Source organism: Streptomyces javensis (genome assembly GCF_039525925.1).
GTDB classification, from domain to species: Bacteria; Actinomycetota; Actinomycetes; order Streptomycetales; family Streptomycetaceae; genus Streptomyces; species Streptomyces asiaticus.
Genome location: NZ_BAAAIF010000052.1, coordinates 12,797 through 32,150 on the forward strand (window position 1 = coordinate 12,797; position 19,354 = coordinate 32,150).

Annotated in this window: 19 protein-coding genes and 1 riboswitch; of the genes, 10 read left to right on the forward strand and 9 right to left on the reverse strand. The window is 69.4% G+C overall.

The genetic code is table 11. From position 1 onward, the window contains the following. Nucleotides 1-13: 13 nt before the first annotated feature. Entirely contained in the window at nt 14-319 is a 306-nt protein-coding gene (locus ABD329_RS33885; RefSeq protein ID WP_037954470.1) for a hypothetical protein, read from the reverse strand. Between the two features lie 99 nt (nt 320-418). Between ABD329_RS33885 and ABD329_RS33890 the strand changes: the two genes are divergently transcribed. The 3 genes from ABD329_RS33890 to ABD329_RS33900 all read left to right on the forward strand — a co-directional run bounded on the left by ABD329_RS33890 (nt 419) and on the right by ABD329_RS33900 (nt 3,308). Further along, nucleotides 419-745 (forward strand): hypothetical protein, encoded by a 327-nt coding sequence (locus ABD329_RS33890; protein WP_164434909.1) that lies wholly within the window; start codon nt 419-421, stop codon nt 743-745. A gap of 229 nt (nt 746-974) precedes the next feature. Then, nucleotides 975-2,252, forward strand: coding sequence for a L,D-transpeptidase (locus ABD329_RS33895; RefSeq protein ID WP_198277367.1), 1,278 nt, complete (start codon nt 975-977; stop codon nt 2,250-2,252). Between the two features lie 267 nt (nt 2,253-2,519). After that, nucleotides 2,520-3,308: a VOC family protein gene (locus tag ABD329_RS33900; RefSeq protein ID WP_198277366.1), complete on the forward strand. Its 789-nt coding sequence runs from the start codon at nt 2,520-2,522 to the stop codon at nt 3,306-3,308. Between the two features lie 127 nt (nt 3,309-3,435). On the opposite strand, the gene ABD329_RS33905 is transcribed toward ABD329_RS33900, so the two are convergent. After that, entirely contained in the window at nt 3,436-4,899 is a 1,464-nt protein-coding gene (locus ABD329_RS33905) for a DUF2079 domain-containing protein (protein WP_198277365.1), read from the reverse strand. 83 nt (nt 4,900-4,982) lie between these two features. Between ABD329_RS33905 and ABD329_RS33910 the strand changes: the two genes are divergently transcribed. The 4 genes from ABD329_RS33910 to ABD329_RS33925 all read left to right on the forward strand — a co-directional run bounded on the left by ABD329_RS33910 (nt 4,983) and on the right by ABD329_RS33925 (nt 7,987). Beyond that, a complete protein-coding gene (locus ABD329_RS33910; protein WP_198277364.1) occupies nt 4,983-5,666 on the forward strand; it encodes an HNH endonuclease family protein in 684 nt (227 codons plus the stop codon). A 161-nt stretch (nt 5,667-5,827) separates the two neighbouring features. Then, nucleotides 5,828-6,445 carry a SurA N-terminal domain-containing protein gene (locus ABD329_RS33915; protein WP_198277363.1) on the forward strand — a complete coding sequence of 206 codons (618 nt, stop codon included), beginning with the start codon at nt 5,828-5,830 and terminating at the stop codon, nt 6,443-6,445. Nucleotides 6,446-6,459: 14 nt separating this feature from the next. Then, nucleotides 6,460-7,464, forward strand: a complete 1,005-nt coding sequence (locus ABD329_RS33920) for a nucleoside triphosphate pyrophosphohydrolase (protein WP_198277362.1) — start codon at nt 6,460-6,462, stop codon at nt 7,462-7,464. Nucleotides 7,465-7,567: 103 nt separating this feature from the next. After that, nucleotides 7,568-7,987: a DUF6479 family protein gene (locus tag ABD329_RS33925; RefSeq protein ID WP_198277361.1), complete on the forward strand. Its 420-nt coding sequence runs from the start codon at nt 7,568-7,570 to the stop codon at nt 7,985-7,987. Between the two features lie 92 nt (nt 7,988-8,079). Here ABD329_RS33925 and ABD329_RS33930 read toward each other — a convergent pair whose 3' ends face one another. The 7 genes from ABD329_RS33930 to ABD329_RS33960 all read right to left on the reverse strand — a co-directional run bounded on the left by ABD329_RS33930 (nt 8,080) and on the right by ABD329_RS33960 (nt 14,943). Beyond that, a complete protein-coding gene (locus ABD329_RS33930; RefSeq protein ID WP_198277360.1) occupies nt 8,080-9,453 on the reverse strand; it encodes a tryptophanase in 1,374 nt (457 codons plus the stop codon). Nucleotides 9,454-9,610: 157 nt separating this feature from the next. After that, the gene (locus ABD329_RS33935; protein ID WP_198277359.1) at nt 9,611-10,753 is read right to left on the reverse strand and encodes a tryptophan dimethylallyltransferase family protein; all 1,143 of its coding nucleotides are present in this window, start codon (nt 10,751-10,753) and stop codon (nt 9,611-9,613) included. A 345-nt stretch (nt 10,754-11,098) separates the two neighbouring features. Then, on the reverse strand, nt 11,099-12,445 hold the full coding sequence (locus ABD329_RS33940; RefSeq protein ID WP_138915271.1) for a cytochrome P450: 1,347 nt from the start codon (nt 12,443-12,445) through the stop codon (nt 11,099-11,101). A gap of 9 nt (nt 12,446-12,454) precedes the next feature. Next, nucleotides 12,455-13,045 carry a GTP-binding protein gene (locus tag ABD329_RS33945; RefSeq protein WP_198277358.1) on the reverse strand — a complete coding sequence of 197 codons (591 nt, stop codon included), beginning with the start codon at nt 13,043-13,045 and terminating at the stop codon, nt 12,455-12,457. Then, on the reverse strand, nt 13,020-13,391 hold the full coding sequence (locus ABD329_RS33950) for a DUF742 domain-containing protein (protein ID WP_164434928.1): 372 nt from the start codon (nt 13,389-13,391) through the stop codon (nt 13,020-13,022). The genes ABD329_RS33945 and ABD329_RS33950 overlap by 26 nt, the downstream gene beginning before the upstream one ends. Further along, on the reverse strand, nt 13,388-13,789 hold the full coding sequence (locus ABD329_RS33955; protein WP_037954446.1) for a roadblock/LC7 domain-containing protein: 402 nt from the start codon (nt 13,787-13,789) through the stop codon (nt 13,388-13,390). Before ABD329_RS33955 ends, ABD329_RS33950 begins: the two co-directional genes overlap by 4 nt. Beyond that, the gene (locus ABD329_RS33960) at nt 13,786-14,943 is read right to left on the reverse strand and encodes a sensor histidine kinase (protein WP_198277357.1); all 1,158 of its coding nucleotides are present in this window, start codon (nt 14,941-14,943) and stop codon (nt 13,786-13,788) included. The genes ABD329_RS33955 and ABD329_RS33960 overlap by 4 nt, the downstream gene beginning before the upstream one ends. A 651-nt stretch (nt 14,944-15,594) precedes the next feature. Here ABD329_RS33960 and ABD329_RS33965 point away from each other — a divergent pair. From ABD329_RS33965 to ABD329_RS33975, 3 genes are all read left to right on the forward strand, one after another. Continuing rightward, on the forward strand, nt 15,595-16,872 hold the full coding sequence (locus ABD329_RS33965; RefSeq protein WP_198277356.1) for a cytochrome P450 family protein: 1,278 nt from the start codon (nt 15,595-15,597) through the stop codon (nt 16,870-16,872). A 185-nt stretch (nt 16,873-17,057) separates the two neighbouring features. After that, on the forward strand, nt 17,058-18,071 hold the full coding sequence (locus ABD329_RS33970; RefSeq protein ID WP_344317367.1) for a transglycosylase family protein: 1,014 nt from the start codon (nt 17,058-17,060) through the stop codon (nt 18,069-18,071). Between the two features lie 255 nt (nt 18,072-18,326). Continuing rightward, nucleotides 18,327-18,494: riboswitch (cyclic di-AMP (ydaO/yuaA leader) on the forward strand. A 6-nt stretch (nt 18,495-18,500) separates the two neighbouring features. Continuing rightward, nucleotides 18,501-19,199, forward strand: coding sequence for a LysM peptidoglycan-binding domain-containing protein (locus tag ABD329_RS33975; RefSeq protein WP_198277880.1), 699 nt, complete (start codon nt 18,501-18,503; stop codon nt 19,197-19,199). Nucleotides 19,200-19,354: the final 155 nt, after the last annotated feature.

Sequence of the window (19,354 nt, forward strand, 5' to 3'; positions counted from 1 at the left end):
CCGGGCCAAGGGGCTAGTACGCCTCCGGGCGGGTGCGCCGCACGGAGGCGGTCACCATCGCCACACCCAGCCCCAGGAAGGCCGTGCCGCCGAAGAGATACGGGGTGACGTCCACGCTGCCGGTGTCGGCCAGATCCCCGTCGGGCACGGCCTCGGTCCTGGGCCCGGACCCGGGCGAGCCCTCGGAGGTCCGCGAGGACGCCGATGACGATCCCGGGTCCTCAACGGTGGCGTTGGCGGACGGGACGAACCACAGGGCGCACAGCAGCGAACCGGCAGCGGCGGCGGTCAGCAGCGGTCGGCGTGCGGACAACGGCATCCTCCTTGAGGCTGCGGCAAATTGACCCCGTGCGCCGATCGTAGTGACAACTGCGGGTCGTGCGGAAGCGAGACGGGTCGGACCCCTAACCTCCGTCGCATGACGAGTACCGAGACATCACGTTTTGTCCGGCTTCGTGTGGAGCTTGTAGTCGAGATCACCGACGCGGACCGGCTGCGGCGCGCGGCGTACGAGCGGATCGACGGCGACGAGTCCATGGCCGCGGAGGAGCGGGGCCACGCACGCCGCATGGTGGAGTCGGACGAGGCCGAGGCGCTGGCCTATCTGGTCGAGCCGTTCGAGCTGGTGGAGGAGGTGCCGGGGGTCGAACTGGCGCAGGCGTCCTGGAGCAGCGAGCACATCGACTACGATCCTCGCGCCGTCGAGTGGTCCGGGGCCTTCCCCGACCTGGACGAGGACGATTGAGCCCGGAGAGAGCCCGGGGAGAGCCCGGGGAGAGCCCGGAGTCGCATTCCGGGCGACGAAGACGGCTGAGCCGTGCGGGTCCGGGTGCCGGTGGGTCTTAGGCTTGACTGGCGCCTTTGCTAAGTGGTCTTGCGCACAGTTTTACTGTGCGTGGAACCGACCAAAAGGTACAGGCGTTCTTATCGGGCAGGTCCGGGGTTTCTGGGGTCCAGATCAAGATCCAGGTCAAATGGAGAAGCGTGTGATGACGGACGGCAAGCGCCGTAAGGGGCTGGTGGCCGTGGCCGCCGTGCTCGGCGGCGTACTCACTCTCGCCGCGTGCGGCGGGGATGGCGGCGACGACGACGCCAAGAACGACGGGCACAAGTCGCAGTCGCAGGTCGACGAGGCGGCGGCCAAGGACGCGTCGGACGCCCACATCAAGATCACGCCGAAGGCCGGTGCGACGAACGCGGGCATCAACAGTGACACCAAGGTCACGGTGAGCGAGGGCAAGCTCACCTCCGTCACGATGACCTCCGCGGCCACCGGCAACACCGTGGCCGGGACCATATCGCCGGACAAGACGTCCTGGAAGCCGAGCGGTCAGCTGGAGCGGGCCACTCAGTACAAGATCAGGGCGTCCGCCGAGGACTCCAAGGGCCGTAAGGCGACCGAGAACTCGTCCTTCACCACCGTCTCGCCCTCCAACAGCTTCATCGGCAACTTCACGCCGGAGGACGGCTCCACGGTCGGCGTGGGCATGCCGGTGTCCATCCGCTTCGACAAGGCGGTGACCAACAAGAAGGACGTCGAGTCCCACATCAAGGTCACCTCCAGCAGCGGCCAGCAGGTGGTCGGCCACTGGTTCGGCGGCGACCGGCTCGACCTGCGCCCGAAGGACTACTGGAAGGCGGGTTCGACCGTCTCCCTGAAGCTGGACCTGGACGGCGTCGAGGCGTCGCCCGGTGTCAAGGGCGTCCAGGAGAAGACGGTCAACTTCAAGATCGGCCGCTCCCAGGTCTCCACGGTGGACGCGGAGTCCAAGGAGATGAAGGTCGTCCGCGACGGCAAGCTGCTGAAGACCATCAAGATCTCGGCCGGCAGCCCCGAGAACACGACCTACAACGGTCAGATGGTGATCTCCGAGAAGTTCAAGGAGACCCGGATGAACGGTGCGACGGTCGGCTTCACGGACGACGACGGCAAGGGCGAGTACGACATCAAGGACGTCCCCCACGCGATGCGGCTGTCCACCTCGGGCACCTTCATCCACGGCAACTACTGGGGCGCCAAGTCCATCTTCGGCAACGTCAACACCAGCCACGGCTGTGTCGGTCTGTCGGACACCAAGGGCGCGGGCGACCCCAACACGGACGGCGCCTGGTTCTACGACAACTCCCAGGTCGGTGACGTCGTCATCGTGAAGAACTCCAAGGACAAGACCGTCCAGCCGGACAACGGCCTCAATGGATGGAACATGGACTGGAGCCAGTGGGTGGCCGGAAGCGCGGTCGGCAGCGCCTGACGCCCCCTCTACTCACCACCGCCGGGCGGCGGTCGGCCTTCGGGTCGGCCGCCGCCCGGCTTTGTGCGGCGGCTTGTGCGGCGGCTTTGTGCGGCGGCTTTGTGTCGCGGCCGGAAGCCGTGTGCCGCGTTCACGGCTCGTCAGCGAACCGGTGCGCACCGTAGCCGTCCGCCGAGTGGCGTGCCGCCCGGGCCGGAGGAGAATGGGCCATGGGGACATCCCGTACCGGCCGCGCCCGGCCGGAAGTGGCGATACGGAGGCGGCCCCATGCCCGAAGTCACGTCCTATCAGCCCGGCACGCCCTGCTGGATCGATCTGATGGTCCCCGACCAACAGGCCGCCCTGGACTTCTACTCCGGGCTGTTCGGCTGGGAGGGAGAGGTCGGCCCTCCGGAGACCGGCGGCTATGCGACCTGGTCCATGAGGGGCAAGCCCGTCGCGGGGGTGATGTCCGCGCAGTCGGTGGGCGAGGAGGCCCCGCCGCCGACCGTCTGGACCACCTACTTCTGCTCCGCCGACGCCCAGGCCACCTCGGAGTCCATCAGCCGGGCCGGCGGCACCGTGCTGATGCCGGTCATGGATGTGATGGACCTCGGCCGGATGCTGGTGGCGGCCGACCCGCTGGGGGCCGTCTTCGGCGTCTGGCAGCCGCTCGGCTTCACCGGCGCGGGCCTCGTCAACGAGCCGGGCACGCTGATCTGGAACGAGCTCAACACCACCGACCGGGAGGCGGCTTCGGCCTTCTACGCGGAGGCGCTGGGCGTGGAGTCGACCCCCATGGAGGAGGAGGGCGCCGAGGGCTATTTCGCGCTCTCCGTCGACGGCCGCACGGTCGGCGGGCTCCAGCCGCTGCGGGAGGGGATGCCACCGGAGGTGCCCCCGCACTGGCTGGTCTACTTCGCCGTCGAGGACACCGACCGCATTTCGGCCAAAGTGTCCGCCGAGGGCGGCACGGTCCTCCGCCCGCCGTACGACATGATCGCGGGCCGGATGTCGCTGGTGAAGGATCCCCAGGGGGCGCCGTTCGCCCTGATCGCCCCGAAGCCCATGGGCTGAGCCGGCGCGGTGGTGCGCCCCGAAGGGGCGCGGGGCTGTGTCGATATGCGGCCGCCGCGCAGGCGCGACCGGCCACGACGCGGCCGCGGACGAACGACCGCACCCCGCGGCACTTCCCGCGGAGCGCTTAGCCCCGCTTGAGGACGAAGTAGCCGGAGGTGGAGCCCACGGGCGTGTACGAGCTGCCCGGGTGGAGCTGCCCGGCGTACTCGATCACCTGCCGCTCGGTGCGCTCCGGCGGCTCCTGGAGGGCTATGTAGTCCGGCCGTATGTCCTGGGTGGCGCCGACCCACAGCACCCGGCAGCGGCTGGTGAGCCGGCTTATCGGCCCGACGTTGGCCTCCACCGTGGCCCCGTCCGGGATCCGGTCCAGCAGCCGCTCCACCGCCCGCGTCTGCGGGGACTTGTCGTAGGTGGCGCCCTGGGTGAGGCCGTACAGCGGCATGGAGGACGACAAGGCCAGGGCCGCGCCGCACACCGCCGCGGGCAGCTGACGGGCGTACGAGGCGAGCCAGGGCCGGTGGGTGTCGCGGACCCGGTCCAGGGCGTCCACCAGGGCCAGCAGGACGACCGGCATCAGCACCGCGCTGTAGTGCCAGTCGGTGCCCCAGTAGTGGTCGTCGTGGGAGAGGAAGCGCCAGCCGAGGGTGGGCACGGCGGCCAGCAGCAGCGGGGAGCGCAGCGCCAGCAGTCCGGTGGTCGGCAGCAGGATCCACAGCAGGGTGCGCAGCGCGGTGCCGAAGGGGATCGTGCCGGTCTGCTCACCGCCGCTGCCGACCTTGTCCCAATAGTCGTACGACCCGGCGCCGTTGAAGCCGGGGATGACCACGCCGAGCGCGAGCGCCGAGACCGCGATGCCGAAGCCCATCAGCGCGACGGCGAGCGGGACGGCGCGGGGGCCGCGCTCCGGGTCGCGCCGGGCGCGGATCCAGACGACCGCGCCGATCGCGGCCACCGTGGCGCCCATGTCCTCCTTGACGAAGACCAGCGGGGCGGCCCACAGCAGCGCCGGGTACCAGCGCCCGCGGATCACCGCCTCCAGGGAGAAGGCGATGAGCGGAACGGCGAAGCAGATCTCGTGGAAGTCGAAGTCCACGGCGCGCTGGAGGCCCCAGGACACCCCGTAGGCGATGCCGATCGCGAGCCCCCGGCCGCGCCCCAGCAGCCGGGCCGCGACGCGGGCGACGGGGACGGCGGAGACGGCGAACAGCGCCGCCTGCGCGACCAGCAGGGTGACCGGGCCGGGGAAGAGCCGGTAGACGGGGCCGAGCAGGGCCGTTATGGGGCTGAAGTGGTCGCCGAGGATATTGGCGCCGGGGCCCTTGAGATCGGCTATGGGGGCCTGGAAGTGCGCGTACGCCCGTATCGCCTGTTCGAAGATGCCCAGGTCCCAGGACATGGTGGCCATGCGGCGGTAGCGGCAGACCGACAGCGCCGTGAAGGCGGCGAAGAGGGCGAGGGCCAGCCAGTACGGATCGGCCTCCGGCCGTCGCAGTACGCCTGCCCTCGCGAGAAGCCGGGTACGCCCCCCGATGACGGCGGTCGCCCCCTCGGCGCCGGTGCCGGGCGGAGCGGTTGCGGCCGTGTCCATCCAGGGTCCTTATCGTGTGGGCGGTCTGTGCGAAAAGATACGCGAAGGGGGCGGGAAGGTTGCAGGGACGGTTTCGCATACCGATGCGAAGTTCGGCGGCGGTGCTGGCCGCGCTGCTGGCGGTCGGCGGCTGCAAGGCCGGTGACCAGGACGGCAAGGGCGCAGGCGGGGGCGGGAGCGACCCGAGTCGGCCCGCGGCGGCCGGCTCGGCCCTGGCGGCTGTGTCCTCGCTCACAGTCAAGGGCCGTGCGCCGAAGACGGGTTACGAGCGCGGCGAGTTCGGCAGCGCGTGGGTGGACACCGACGACAACGGCTGCGGGACCCGCGATGACATCCTCAAGCGCGACCTGACGGACGTGAAGTTCCGCGACGGCCACTGTCTGGTCGCCTCGGGCACGCTCAACGACGAGCCGTACACCGGCCGCGACGTCCGGTTCGTCCGGGGCCACAGCAAGGTGGACATCGACCATGTGGTCGCGCTGTCGGACGCCTGGCAGAAGGGCGCCCAGAAGTGGGACCGGGACAAGCGCCTGGAGTTCGCCAACGATCCGCTCAATCTGATCGCCGTGGACGCCTCCGCCAACCGCCGTAAGGGCGACGGCGACACGGCGACCTGGCTGCCGCCCAACAAGGCGTACCGCTGTGACTACGTGGCGCACCAGGTGGCGGTGAAGAAGGCGTACGGGCTGTGGGTGACCGGGGCCGAGAAGAGCGCGATGAAGCGGGTGTTGGGCGGCTGCCCGGGCACGAAGTTGCCCGCGCGCTAGGTCGCCGGGGCCGGAGGCGGCCACCGGCGGACCGGAAGCCGGAGGCTGACCAAGACCGTGGTGAATCGTTGTCCAAGCAGTGGCCTAGGCCGCGCCGACTCCATACCATCGATCAACGCCAGATCGTTTGTCGCGCCGCACGATCTCTGCCGGGAGGCTCAATGATCCGCCGCCGTACTGCGCTCACCGTCTCCGCCGCGTCCGCGCTGCTGCTCTCCGCGCCGCTGATCACCGCGTGCGGCGACGCCCCGCGGCCCGGTGCCGCGGCGGTCCTGGACGGTGGCCGGATCACCGTGTCCCAGCTCCAGTCGCAGGTCAAGGCCGTCCGGCAGGCACAGAGCAATGACCCGAGGGCGGCCCAGACGGTCGCGGGCAGCGGTCGGCTGAGCCAGGACACACTGATCCGGATGATCCAGTTCCGGGTGATCGAGCGGGCCGGTAAGGACAACGGGATCCACCCCACCCGCCGCGAGGTCCAGATCGCCCGCGACGCCGCCGAGAAGCAGAGCGGCGGAGCCACCGCCCTGCGCGGCCTCTATCTCCAGCAGGGCATCGCGCCCGGCGGGATCGACGAGGCGGTCCGGATGGACCTCACCCGCAACGCCCTGCTGCGCAAGCTGGGCACCGCCAAGGTCAATGAGGTGTTCACCCGGACCTCCAAGGAGCTCGACATCCGGGTGAACCCCCGCTACGGAAAGTGGGACAACACCCAGGGCACCGCCGTCCTGGCCAAGGAAGCCTGGCTGCGCACCTCCGGCGGTACCCCCGAGCAGGCGTAAGTTACGTTGCAAGGGTGACCGCAGCTGACTCGCCCGTCCCCGCCGACGCCGCCGCCCCCACCGGGCGCATCGTCCTCCTCACCACCAGCCACCGGGTGGCCCCCGGACTGCTGTCCTGGCCCGCCTGGCAGGCGCTGCGCGGCGCCGACCGGGTGCTCTCCGGCGATCCGGACCATCCGCAGCTGCCGTATCTGCGGGACGCGGGCGTCGAGGTGGAGCCGGGCGCGCCGGGCGCGCGCGAGCTGGTCGACTACTGCGTGGCGGAGGGCGGCCGCACGGCCGTCGTGATCACCTCAGCCGAGGGCGAGTCCGAGCTGACCGACGGGCTGGCGCGGCTGGCCGGATCCGGCCGTGAGGCGATGCCGGACCTGGAGCTGCTGCCCGGTTCCTACGATCTGCCGGGCGCGCGGCTGCTCGATCTGGTGCAGGTCATGGACCGGGTCCGCGCCGAGTGCCCGTGGAGCGGCACCCGGACCAACGAGGAGCTGGTGAAGTACGGCATCGAGGAGGCGTACGAACTCGTCGAGGCCATCGAGGAGGGCGACCGCGAGGCGCTGCTGGAGGAGCTCGGCGATGTGCTGCTCCAGGTCGTCTTCCACGCCCGGATCGCCCAGGACGACCCCGAGCACCCGTTCTCGATCGACGATGTGGCGGGCGGCATCGTGGAGAAGCTGATCCACCGCCATCCCCATGTCTTCGGCGACGAGGCCGCCGAGACCCCGGAGGACGTCCGGCGCCACTGGCTGCGCACCAAGGCGGCCGAGAAGCGGCGCGATTCGGTCACCGAAGGGGTGCCGCTCGGTCAGCCGTCGCTCGCGCTGACCGCCAAGCTGGCCTCCCGCACCCGGACGGCCGGGCTGGACGTGGCCCTGCCGGACGGGGCGGGCATCGGCTATGAGCTGCTGGCGCTCGCGGTGCGGGCCGAGGCGGAGGGCGTGGACCCGGAGGCGGCGCTGCGCGCGGCGGCCCGCGCCTACCGCGACGCGATCCGGGCGGCGGAGGGCTCCGCGGCGCGGTGACGCGGGGGCTCCCCGAGGACGCGGGCCACCGGATGACGCGGGGCCGTAGGTGACGCCCATGGGGCCGGAGTGATATCCGGGCGGGTCCGGGTACCCGGTCGCCATGGATACGTACACCGAGGATCTCGCCGTGTCCCGGGACCTGCTGGTCGGTACGGGGCCGTTCATCGTCGGGCTGGTGGTCGTGATCCTGTGCTTCGGGGCCGTGTGGTGGGGGATCCGGATACGGGCCCGTGAGCCGGTCCCGCCCCAGCGGCCGCAGCGCCGCGCCGGTTCCTGGCAGACGGCCAAGGAGGCCGACCACGAGGCGCGGGCGGCGGGCCATGGCCCGGGGCACCAGGACGACGAGGACAGCGTCGGCTATGTCACCCAGAACCGTGAGCCCCACGAGGTGGATCGGGACGGCCGCCGCCGGTTCCCGTCCGAGCTGGGCGGCCCCGGCACCCGCGACTCCGGCAAGCGCGGCACCGAGGACCGGCCCAACTGGCGCGAGGGCAGCAGCGGCTCGTTCGGCAACGGCTGAGGCGTACGAGGCCGGACGCGCGAGACGTACGTACGACGCGGGCCCGGCAACCGTGGTGTCCGGTGCCGGGCCCGCGCGCGGTCGTACGGAGGTCAGCGCCTGACGGGCACCGGCTCCAGCGTGGCGCGGAAGTGGCGCAGGATCGGGGACTGCTCGGTGATCCGGAAGCCGTACACCTGGTCCGCGTTCTTGGCGATCCTCGCGAGCGTCTCGCCCACGTGGTCGTAGTGGCTGCGGGTGTAGACCCGGCGCGGCAGGGCGAGCCTGACCAGCTCGTACGGCGCGCTCTTGATCGGGTTGCCGTGCTCGTCCTCCTCACCGAGGTAGAGCGACCCCAGCTCGGCCGAGCGGATGCCGCCCTCCAGGTAGAGCTGGCAGGCCAGGGCGTGGCCGGGGTAGTTGTGCGGCGGGATGTGCGGCAGCAGCCGACCGGCGTTGAGGTAGAGCGCGTGCATGCCCGGCGGCTCCACGATGTCCACGCCCGCGGCGCGGACCCGGTGGGCCAGGTGGGAGGCGATCTCGGCGCGCTCGGCGAGATAGCTCGGCTCGGTCACCTCGGTCAGCCCCTGCGCCATCATGTCGAGGTCGCGTCCGGCCAGACCGCCGTAGGTCGCGAACCCCTCGGTGGCGATGAGGAGCAGCTCGCACTTCTGGGCGAGCTCCGGGTCGTTGGTGCCGATGAAGCCGCCGATGTGGACGATGCCGTCCTTCTTGGCGCTCATCATGCAGCCGTCCGCCAGGCGGAACGCCTCCTCCGCGACCTGCCGCGGGGTGCGGTCGCGGTAGCCGTGCTCATGGCGGGTGACCAGCCAGGCGTTCTCGGCGAACCGGGCCGCGTCCAGGAAGAGCGGCACCCCGTACTGACGGCACAGGGCGGCCGTCCGCTTGAGGTTCTCCATGGACACGGGCTGTCCGCCGCCGCCGTTGTTGGTGATGGTCATGACGACCACGGCGACCCGGGAGCCATCGGGCCCGGACAGCGTCCGGGCGAGCGCGTCCAGGTCGATGTTGCCCTTGAACGGGTCGGTGCTGTCGAGGTTCCTGGCCTCGGGGCACGGCAGGTCGCGCGCCTCGGCCTGGTTCAGCTCGACATTGGCCCGGGTGGTGTCGAAGTGGGTGTTCGACAGCACGAGGTCGCCGCGCTCCAGCAGGGTGGTGAACAGCACGCGCTCGGCGGCGCGCCCCTGGTGGGCGGGGAGGATATGGGCGTAGCCGGTGAGCTCGGTGACCGTCTCGTGGAACCGGTAGAACGAGCGGGAGCCCGAGTAGGACTCGTCGCCCGCCATCCCGGCGGCGAGCTGGGCGGCGGACAGCGCCCCGGTGCCCGAGTCGGTGAGCAGATCGATGGTCACCTCTTCGGCGCGCAGGTCGAAGAGGTTGTAGTTGACACGCTTCAGCGCCGCTTCGCGCTGCTGCCGTGTGGTGACGGGTATCGGTTCGACAACCTTGATCCTGTACGGCTCCACGCTGCCCCTGCTTCCTGTCTGTTCGTCGTTCGGTGTTTCCGCGTGCTCGGCGTGCGGTGTCCCGGAGTCCGGTGTCCCGGAGTCCGGTGTCCCGGAGTTCGTGTCCCGGCGTGCTCGGCGTGCTCGGCGTGCTCGGTGTTCGAGGTACCGGCGGGGTTCAGAGCCGGGCCCGCACCCGGTCCCGGGTGGGGACCGGCTCGCGGGGCGGCCGGGTCTCGTACGCCTCGGAGGAGACGTAGACGGTCACCCGCCGCGGCCGGCCGCGCTGGTGGACCAGGGCCAGATAGGCGATCAGGCCCACGCCGTCGCCGAGGGGACGCGGACTCACGGCGGCCAGCGCCCGGTCGAGGGCCGCGCTGTCCATGTCATTGCCGCGCAGCACGGCCACGGCCCGCTCCCGCGCCTCGCCGTCGTGCCGGACGTAGTCGCGGACGGGCACGTGGAGCGTGTATCCGCTGGGCAGCCCGGTCGCCGTCTCCGTGAAGGAGTGGCAGGTGAGGGCGGGGCGCCCGGTGAGCCGGTCGGCGCCGTCGGCGTCGGCGAGGTCCCCGGCGGGGAAGTCGCCGACGGTGCGGAAGAACTCCTCCAGCCCCTCCCGGCCCGGTGCGGGGGTCATCCGGGGCAGGGAACCCGCCTCGGCGGGGGACATCCCGGGGTGCCTGAGGTAGACCTTCACCCGCGGGGCGTCCCAGTCGCCGAGGTCCAGGGCGAAGAACGGGAAGCCCTCCGCCCGGGGCAGCGAGTCGAACGCTTGGCCGTGGCCCAGCCTCGCCAGTGCCTCGCGGACCGTCTCGGCGGCCCGGTCGGCGCCGTTCGCCGAGGGGTTGAGGTAGACCTTGACCCCGGGGACGCCGCCGGGGCGGAGCTCCAGGGCGCACCACAGGGCCATTGGGCCCTCGGGGGACGGTGGGAGGAACAGGTCCTCGATCCGGTCGAGCTGGTCGGTCGAGAACCCCCAGCGGTCCGCCATGGCGTGAATTGATCGCAGGCCGGCCCGGCCGTTCTCCGCCAGGTCGTCCCCGCTGGAGCAGCCCGGCTCCACCAGCACCCGCAGGTCCGGGGTCTGGCCCGGCAGGAAGGCCAGGGAGAACTCGACGGGGCTGTGGTCGTCGGAGAGGAAGGTGTGGGACGGGGGCGGCAGTGCCAGCGGCCGTCCGGCCGTGGCCCCCAGACTCTCGATCAGTACACCCGTGTACGCGGCCGTATCGGCCTCGCTCAGCCCCGCCACGTGGCACAGCCGGGTCAGCTGGCCCGTGGCGAGGTCACCGAGCAGTGCCTCACCCGAACTGAATCCGTTCATCGAACCTCCCGCTGAATCGAGAGGAACGGCTGTTTTGGTTTAGGCGGTGGGGATACCCGGTTTTGCCGTACCACGAGAAGATACCCGCCCCGGGGGGCGGGTATCTGGGCTCCCATCGCGTGTGGGTCCGCGAAATTAGGGTAGGTGTTCGATTGGCCGCGGGTGTGGGGGTGCGGTCGGGATATGAGTGGTACCGCTGATCGTCGACCGACAGTGATGTCGCCGGCGGCGGGAGACCTCACGACAGCTCCTCTTAGATTTTGGCCAACATAAATTGCGCAACACTGCCTACCCGTTCAGTTGAACATTCATGCGGTATGAAATGGGTTCCCGATGTGACCTATATCACGCTCGCCACCATGAGAGGAACGAACTCCACAAGCCGCCCTTCTCCTGCTTATTCTGGGCGTGGGCGCGATGGTCGCCCGTGGGGATCTGTTGCTGCGTAACGGGCTGTTTTTCCGTACGTATCGGAGTGAATCGGGCAGGCAGCGCGGTCAGCCCTCGGTTGAATGGGCCGGGGCGCCAGGTCAGGCTCGACTCGGGCACCGCGAGCTCGATGTCCGGCAGCTTGTTGAGTAGTTTCTCGATGGCCACCACACCGATGAGCTGAGAGGTGTCCTTGGCCGGGCAGGCGTGCGGACCGGCGCTCCATGCCAGGTGAGCGCGCTTGCTGAGCTGCTGCCGGGAGGCGGACAGCGCGGGGTCGCTGTTCGCGGCCGCGATGGAGATCAGCACCAGCTCACCCGCCCGCAGCCGGGTCCCGGCGAAGTCCACATCGGTCACCGGGTAATGCGGAGCGTAATTGGCCATCGGCGGGCTGTTCCACAGCACATCGTCGAGGGCGTCCTCGACCAGCAGTCCGGCCCCCGCGTACCGCTCGTCCGAGAGCAATAGCAGCAGCGCATTGGCGATGAGATTCCGCTGCGGCTCGGCACCGGCACCCAGCAGCAGCACCAGCTGATGAGCCATTTCCTCATCATTCAGCTGGGCATGGTGCTGCATAAGCCAGGAGGTGACATCGTCACCGGGCTGCTTGCGCTTCAATGCGACGAGTTCGCCGACGCTCTGGCCGAGCACCTCGTTCGCCTTCTCCGCATTGATTCCGTCAAAAATACCGGAGATGCCGAAGATGACCCGGTCGCCGATCTCCGCCGGGCATCCAAAAAGCTCATTGAAAACAAACAGCGGCAGCAGTTTGGCATAATCGTTGAGCAGATCGGCCGAGCCGCGGGAGAGGAACTGGTCCATCAGATAGTCCGCGACGCGTTCGACGTGGCGGCTCAGCCGGTGCGTATCCACCCGGGCCAGGCTGTCGGTCACCGCCTGCCGCAGCCGCATATGCTCGGCTCCGTCGGTGAACATGCAGTTCGGCCGGTACTCCAGCAACGGGACGACCGGATTGTCCCGGGTGACCTTGCCCTCGTTGTAGTCACGCCAGCGGCGCGAGTCCTTCCGGAAGGTGTCCGGGTTCTGTAGCAGCTGGAGCGCCGCCGAGTAGTCCGTGACCAGCGTGGCCTCGACGCCCGGGGAGAGCTCCACCGGCGCGGTCGGGCCGTACGAGCGCATATAGGTGTAATAGGCACCCGGATCGGCGGCGAACTCCGTCCCGTACAGCGGCACCCGCTTGCCACTGCCATGGGCGGGGCAGCCGGGTGGTGGCGCCGCCGGAAAATCCGATTGCATGTTCATCAGGTGCTCCTAGCGGGTACGTTCCTGTAGGTAACGGACAAGCGTTATCAGCGCGTTGGCCGATGACTTCTCGTCACGTGCGTCACAGGTGACGATCGGGGTCTCGGGCAGCAGGTCGAGCGCCTCGCGCAATTCGTCGTCGGGGCGGGCCGGCGTGCCGTCGAAGTGGTTGACGGAAATCGCATAGGGCAGTCCGTAGTGCTCCACCAGGTCGATCACCGGGAAGGATTCCTTGAGCCGTTCGGGATCGACGAGGATCAGTGCCCCGAGAGCGCCTCGGGTCATGTCCTCCCACACCTGGACGAAGCGCTCCTGTCCGGGCGTGCCGAAGAGATACAGGACAAGTCTGTCGCTGAGCGTGAGCCGACCGAAGTCCATGGCCACGGTGGTCGTGGTCTTGCCCCGGGTGCCCATGAGGTCGTCGACTTGGGCTCCGGCCTGAGTCATCCGCTCCTCGGTGCGCAGCGGAGGAATCTCGGACATGGTGCCGATGAACGTCGTCTTTCCGACCGCGAAATGCCCCACGACCAGGATCTTGGCCGCGATCTGCACCGCTTCGTTCAGATAGACGTCATCATCCGAAACGGGCCTGGAGCCCATCCAGCACCTCCTGAAGGAGCGAAACGTCGACAAGCTGCGCGGGAGGCGCGGGTGCGCGGGTGACGAGGTATCCGTCCGTGGAGAGATCGGACAGCAGGACCTTCACGATGCCGATCGGAAGTCCCATGTGTCCGGCTATCTCCGCGACCGAGAGATAACCACCCGAGCACAGCTCCAGGAGCCCGCGCTTCTCCGGGTCGAGATGGCTGGGGGGTCTCTCCTCGGAGGCGGTGACCAGCGTGATCAGGTTGAACTGGTCGTTCTCCGGAAGCCCTCGACCGTTGGTGATGACGTACGGTCGCACTAATTGAGCGGATTCGGGCTCCTGCTCGCCTGGCGCCGTCATGCCTGAATTCCGGTGTTTTCGCGCGGTGGTGTGGTCAGCGCCTTGCCGAGCTGCCCGACGAGCTGCTGCATCCGGAAGGTGATGTCGGCCATGTCGACGTCGGGCGCCGAGGAGACCGCCAGATACGCGCCCTCACCCGCGGAGATGAGGAAGACCCAGCCACCGTCGAACTCGACCAGGGTCTGGCGCCACGTCATATGGGGGCCACCGCAGAAGCCGGCCATGGTGCGGCTCAGCGACTGAATGCCGCTCATCGCCGCCGCGACGGTGTCGGCCTCGTCCTTTTTGACCTCTTGAGAACGGGCCATCAGCAGACCGTCGGCGGAAACCAGGATCGCATGACGAGCCCCTGGTACTTCCAGGGCGCTCTCAAGCATCCATGACAGGTCGTTGTTCACTGAGGATCATGCCCTTCCCTGTTCGGGTTTGCTGCTGAGCGGCCGGACTGAGTGCCGCGCTGGAACGCGCCCATGATCGATGCGGTTTCCTCGCTCGTCCGGGCCGCGGCAGTGGTGTCCGCTCTCGGGACGATGGAAATCGCGCCCTTACGGCGACGCTTGGGCAGGCCCCCCGCGGTGGAACCGCTCACGGTAGAACCGCTCACGGTGGAACCGGCCATGGTGGAAACGCTCGGCTCCGGCTGCTCGGCCGCTGCGGGAGCGTGGGTCGTCGGCTGCTCTTCCGGCTCGGGCATATTGGTCAGAAGGTCCTCGGGGAGAAGCACGACCGCGCGAACACCACCGTACGGAGAGGCCGAATCGACGGACACCGTGAAGCCATAGCGCGCGGCGAGCACACCGATCACCGCGAAACCGAACTGCGGCGGATTGCCCAGTCCCGTTACACCGGTGGCGTGGGTGGCCGAGAGCAGCTTGTCCGCCCGGTTCTTCTCCTCCTCGTTCATACCGACGCCGGCGTCGTCGATGATGACGCAGACACCCTTGGGGACGGTGCGGATGGTGATGTCGATGGGCGAGTCGGGCGCGGAGTAACTGGTCGCGTTGTCCAAAAGCTCGGCCAGCGCCAGCGCGACCGGTTCCACGGCCCGGCTGACCAGGGCGAAATTGCTCTGCGAGCGGATTTCCACCCGGGTGTAGTGGCGGATGCGGCCCTTGGCGCTGCGCACCACGTCGTAGACCGAGGCGACGGCCCGCTGCCGGCCCAGCCAGCCGTCACAGAGCACCGCGATGGACTGCGCACGCCGACCGAACTGCGAGTTCATGTGGTCGATCTCCAGGAGGTCCTGGAGGAGCTGGTGCTCGCCGTACTTGTCCTGTGTCTTGGAGATGGCCAGCTGCTGCTCGTTGGCGAGGCCCTGGAGGGTACGCATGGCGGACTTCAGGGCGCTCTTGGTGGCCTCTTCGGCGCGGTTGTGGGCCTCCTGTACCGCCTCGGCGTAATTGTTCTCGAGGTCGGCCGCGCGTTTCTCTAGCTCCGCCTTCTCCTGGCGCAGATTCGCTCGCGCCTTTCGCCCGCGGACAATGGCGGTTGCGGCGAGAGGCGTGCCAGCGATCAGGGCCCAGAGCGCTGGATCCTGTAGATATTGCGTCATTGAGACTCTCTTTAAACGACTAGACCGCCAGGGACTTTAGGGAGGTGTGGTGCGTTATGCGTCTGGAATGGTCGGGGCGGCGGTAAGTCAGCGCCCGTACGGCGCCCGCGGGTTCCGGGGACATCGCACTCGTCTTGCCGACGGCAGCGCACAGGCGTCGGTGCGCCGGAACGGCTCCGTATGCCCGACTGGCGGCATAATGCTCCTCAGAGTGGGATCCTCTCGGCGTGATGCGCCGGATCGCCGTGTGTCTTACGCGCCCTTGGCTCGCCTGGCAAGCGCGGTGATCGTATCACCGGTATCACTGGGCCCCGTGCATGTGCCCCAGTCCCATTCGTTCACCTGACGTCGTTTCAGCCACACCCCCAGTTCACCGCGTTGACCGACGTCAGGGCATGTCCCGGGGGATCGTAACGGGGCGGCACGGGCATCCGCCGAACGGCGGTCCCAGCCATCAGATATCCGGGCATTCGGCCCCGGCTGTGCGTGGGTGGTGAAGGGTGTGTGGAGATGAACGGGGAATTCCGCTAGACATTCATCCCGGTCATGACTCCCTTATTCTCTTTGTTCTGCTTATTCCCTTATTTCTCTTGTCTGCGGTTACTTCCGACAGGCCGGGGGAGAGCGGCCCCTCGCCGGTATCGTCGGGGGGTGTCGGAACAGCCCTGTGACAGCTCCGCTCCCACCCTCTTCACCTGGGAGTTCGCCAGCGATCCCTACCCCGCGTACGCCTGGCTACGCGAACACGCCCCGGTGCACCGGACCACGTTGCCCAGCGGTGTGGACGCCTGGCTGGTGACCCGCTACGCCGACGCCAGGAAGGCGCTTGCCGATCCCCGGCTCTCGAAGAACCCCCAGCGGCACAGCGCGGCGGCCCACGCCAAGGGCAAGGTGGGCATCCCGGGCGAACGCCGGGCCGAGCTGATGACACATCTGCTCAATATCGACCCTCCCGACCACACCCGGCTGCGGCGGCTGGTGTCGAAGGCGTTCACCCCGCGCCGGGTGGCCGCGTTCACCCCCCGGGTGCAGACCCTCACCGATCAGCTCATCGACGCCTTCGAAGAGAGGGGAGAGGCGGACCTCATCCATGAGTTCGCCTTTCCCCTCCCCATCTACGCCATCTGCGATCTGCTCGGGGTGCCGCGCGAGGACCAGGACGACTTCCGGGACTGGGCGGGCGCGATGATCCGGCACGGCGGCGGCCCGCGCGGCGGAGTGGCCCGCGCGGTGAAGCGGATCCGGGCCTATCTGGGCGAGCTGATCCACCGCAAGCGCCTGGAGCTCGCGGAGCGCGGGGAAGAAGAGGACGGGGAGGATCTGATCTCCGGCCTGATCCGGGCCAGCGACCACGGTGAGCACCTCACCGAGAACGAGGCCGCGGCCATGGCCTTCATCCTTCTCTTCGCCGGCTTCGAGACGACCGTCAATCTCATCGGCAACGGCGTCTACGCGCTGCTGCGCCATCCGGAGCAGCGCGCCCTCATGCAACGGGCCCTGGAAGAAGGGGACGAGCGGCTGCTCGCCGCCGGGGTCGAGGAACTGCTCCGCTACGACGGACCTGTGGAGATCGCCACCTGGCGGTTCGCCACCGAGCCGCTCACCCTCGCCGGGCAGCCCATCGCCGCGGGGGAGCCGGTGCTGGTGGTGCTCGCCGCGGCCGACCGGGACCCCGAGCGGTTCGCGGAGCCGGACGTCCTCGATCTCACCCGCCGGGACAACCAGCACCTCGGCTACGGCCACGGCATCCATTACTGTCTGGGCGCCCCGCTGGCCCGGCTGGAGGCCCAGACCGCGATCGCCACCCTGCTGCGGCGGCTGCCCGGGCTGCGGCTCGCGGAGGATCCGGACGATCTGCGGTGGCGCGGCGGGCTGATCATGCGCGGGCTGCGCACCCTCCCGGTGACCTGGAATTCCGCGGACGGCTGAGCCCGGCGAAACGGGTGGTCCGGACCGCCAAGGCCCGTACGGCCGGACATAGGTGATGAATGATCAGTCGTGTGACCTCGGCGTGACCTGGGATACATCGCCTTGTGATGATCGAGTGCCCTCGCTATGTTCACCGGCAAACCTTGTCGCCATAGCGCCATAGCGCCATAGGAGAGGTCAATCGCATGCGTTCCGGTAATGGTCGACACCGTCGCCCCCGTCAGGCTCCGGCCATCATCGTCGCGGCGGGGGTCACGGGAGCGGGCCTCGCCATCCCCCTCTTCGGGGCGGCCGGCGCACAGGCCGCCCAGACCGCCACCTGGGATCACGTCGCCGAGTGCGAGAGCGGCGGTATGTGGAGCGCCAACGAGGGCAACGGCTTCTACGGCGGGCTCCAGCTGACCCTCGACATGTGGAAGAAGTACGGCGGCACGGAGTACGCCCCGCGCCCCGACCTCGCCAGCCGCTCCCAGCAGATATCCGTCGCCGAGGCGATCCTCGGCGACCGCGGCCCCGACGCCTGGCCGAGCTGTGCGCTGGGCGCCGGGCTCACCGACGGCGGCGGCGCCCCCGATGTGGACCCCGGCAGCACGGCCACCCCGGATCCGGGGACGGGCCGCGACGGGGACGACCCGGGGGACCGGGGGCGGGACGGCTCCTCCTCGGACGCGGACCGTTCGGGGACGTCCGGCGGCGCGGACAAGCCGGACGCGCCGGACGCGCCGGACGCGTCCGGGTCGGACGAGGGCCGGGAGGCGCCCCGCACCTCCAAGTCCCCCGACGGGTTGGACGGCTCCGCCTCGGACGACCCGGCGGCGGACGGTGCGGATTCGGGCGGCCCCTCGGACTCGGACAGCCCCTCGGCGTCGGACGACTCCAAGACCTCCTCCGCCGACCCGTCGTCCTCCGGCCGCCACCGCGGCGCCCCGGACGCCGGGGAGGGGGCCGACGACGGCGACGCGGGGAGCGAACGGCCCTCCGGGCGCCATGCCTCGCGCGGCGCTTCGGACCGCGACGAGAGCTCCACGGACGACGATTACACTGTTCGCCCGGGTGACAACCTGTCAGGGATCGCCGAGCACCAGAATGTGTCCCGGGGTTGGGAAGGGCTCTACGAGTCCAACGAGGACCTCATCGGGACCGACCCCGATCTGATCATCCCTGGTCAGCGACTTGACCTCACCATCAGGGAGCAGTGATTCGGGGGGAATTGCCCGATCTGGACCCGGTGAGACATACATCTCGTCACATTTTCCGGGGCGCACCTGGTGTCCGATCCCTCCTCACCCGGCCCCACCTGCGTCGATGTGGGCCGGGTGAGATCAATTACAGCCCCATTCACTGCCCTTGGGGTGTTTGAACGTTCTTGGAAGGTGTGTTTAACGTCTTTCCGCTCGCCACCGCGGGCACCGTCGATCGTCACGCCGAATCCTGCCGGCGGTCGGGGGGAAACCGACGCGTCAGCGCCGAAGGCAGGAGCGGGGGACCCAAGGTAGGTGCCGAGTGGCCTGTGGATACGGGCTTGTCGGCTAGGGGTGAAGCCGGGAGCGACCATCGCGACCGGCCGGGCAACTCACGTCCGAACCCGACAGCTCACCTCGTAGGCGTCGGTGAGGAAACGAACCAAAATGCTCAAGTCCAACGGGAAGCACCGCCGCCCCTCCAAGGCCACCCGTATCGCCGCGCTCACCGGTCTCGCCGGTGCCGCCGTGGCGGCACCGCTCATCGGGGCGACCTCCGCCTCCGCGGCCACCACCTCCCAGTGGGACCAGGTCGCGCAGTGCGAGTCCGGTGGCAACTGGTCGATCAACACCGGCAACGGCTACTTCGGCGGCTTGCAGTTCTCGAGCTCCACCTGGGCCGCCTACGGCGGCACGGCCTACGCCTCCACGGCGGACAAGGCCAGCAAGGCCCAGCAGATCCAGATCGCCGAGAAGGTCCTGGGCAGCCAGGGCAAGGGCGCCTGGCCGGTCTGCGGCAAGGGCCTGACCTCCGGCGGCAGCCCGTCCGCCCCGTCCGCGCCCTCCGGCTCGCAGGACCAGTCCTCGGCGACCACCAAGTCCGCCCCGGCCGCCCAGCCGGCGCAGCCGAAGGCCCAGCCGAAGGCGCAGCCGCACACCGCGCCCGAGCACGCCGCGCGGCACCAGACCCGTGGCCCGATCAAGAAGGGTGACGGCGAGTACAAGGTCAAGTCCGGCGACACCCTCGGCAAGATCGCCAAGGCTCACGACGTCAAGGGCGGCTGGAAGAAGCTCTTCGAGCTGAACAAGGACATCGTGGAGCAGGCCGACCTGATCTTCCCGGGTCAGCAGCTGCACCTCCGCTGACACCGGCTCCCGAGAACGAGCCCCGGCCGGGCGTGCCGCCCCTATGGCGCGCCCCGCCGGGGCTTTCCCAATGCATAAGAAATCTGGATTTTTAATCCAGAATCCGGCTTTTGTGCCGCGCCCCCGTCTCGTGGGGCGGGCGAACGCGGGGTGCA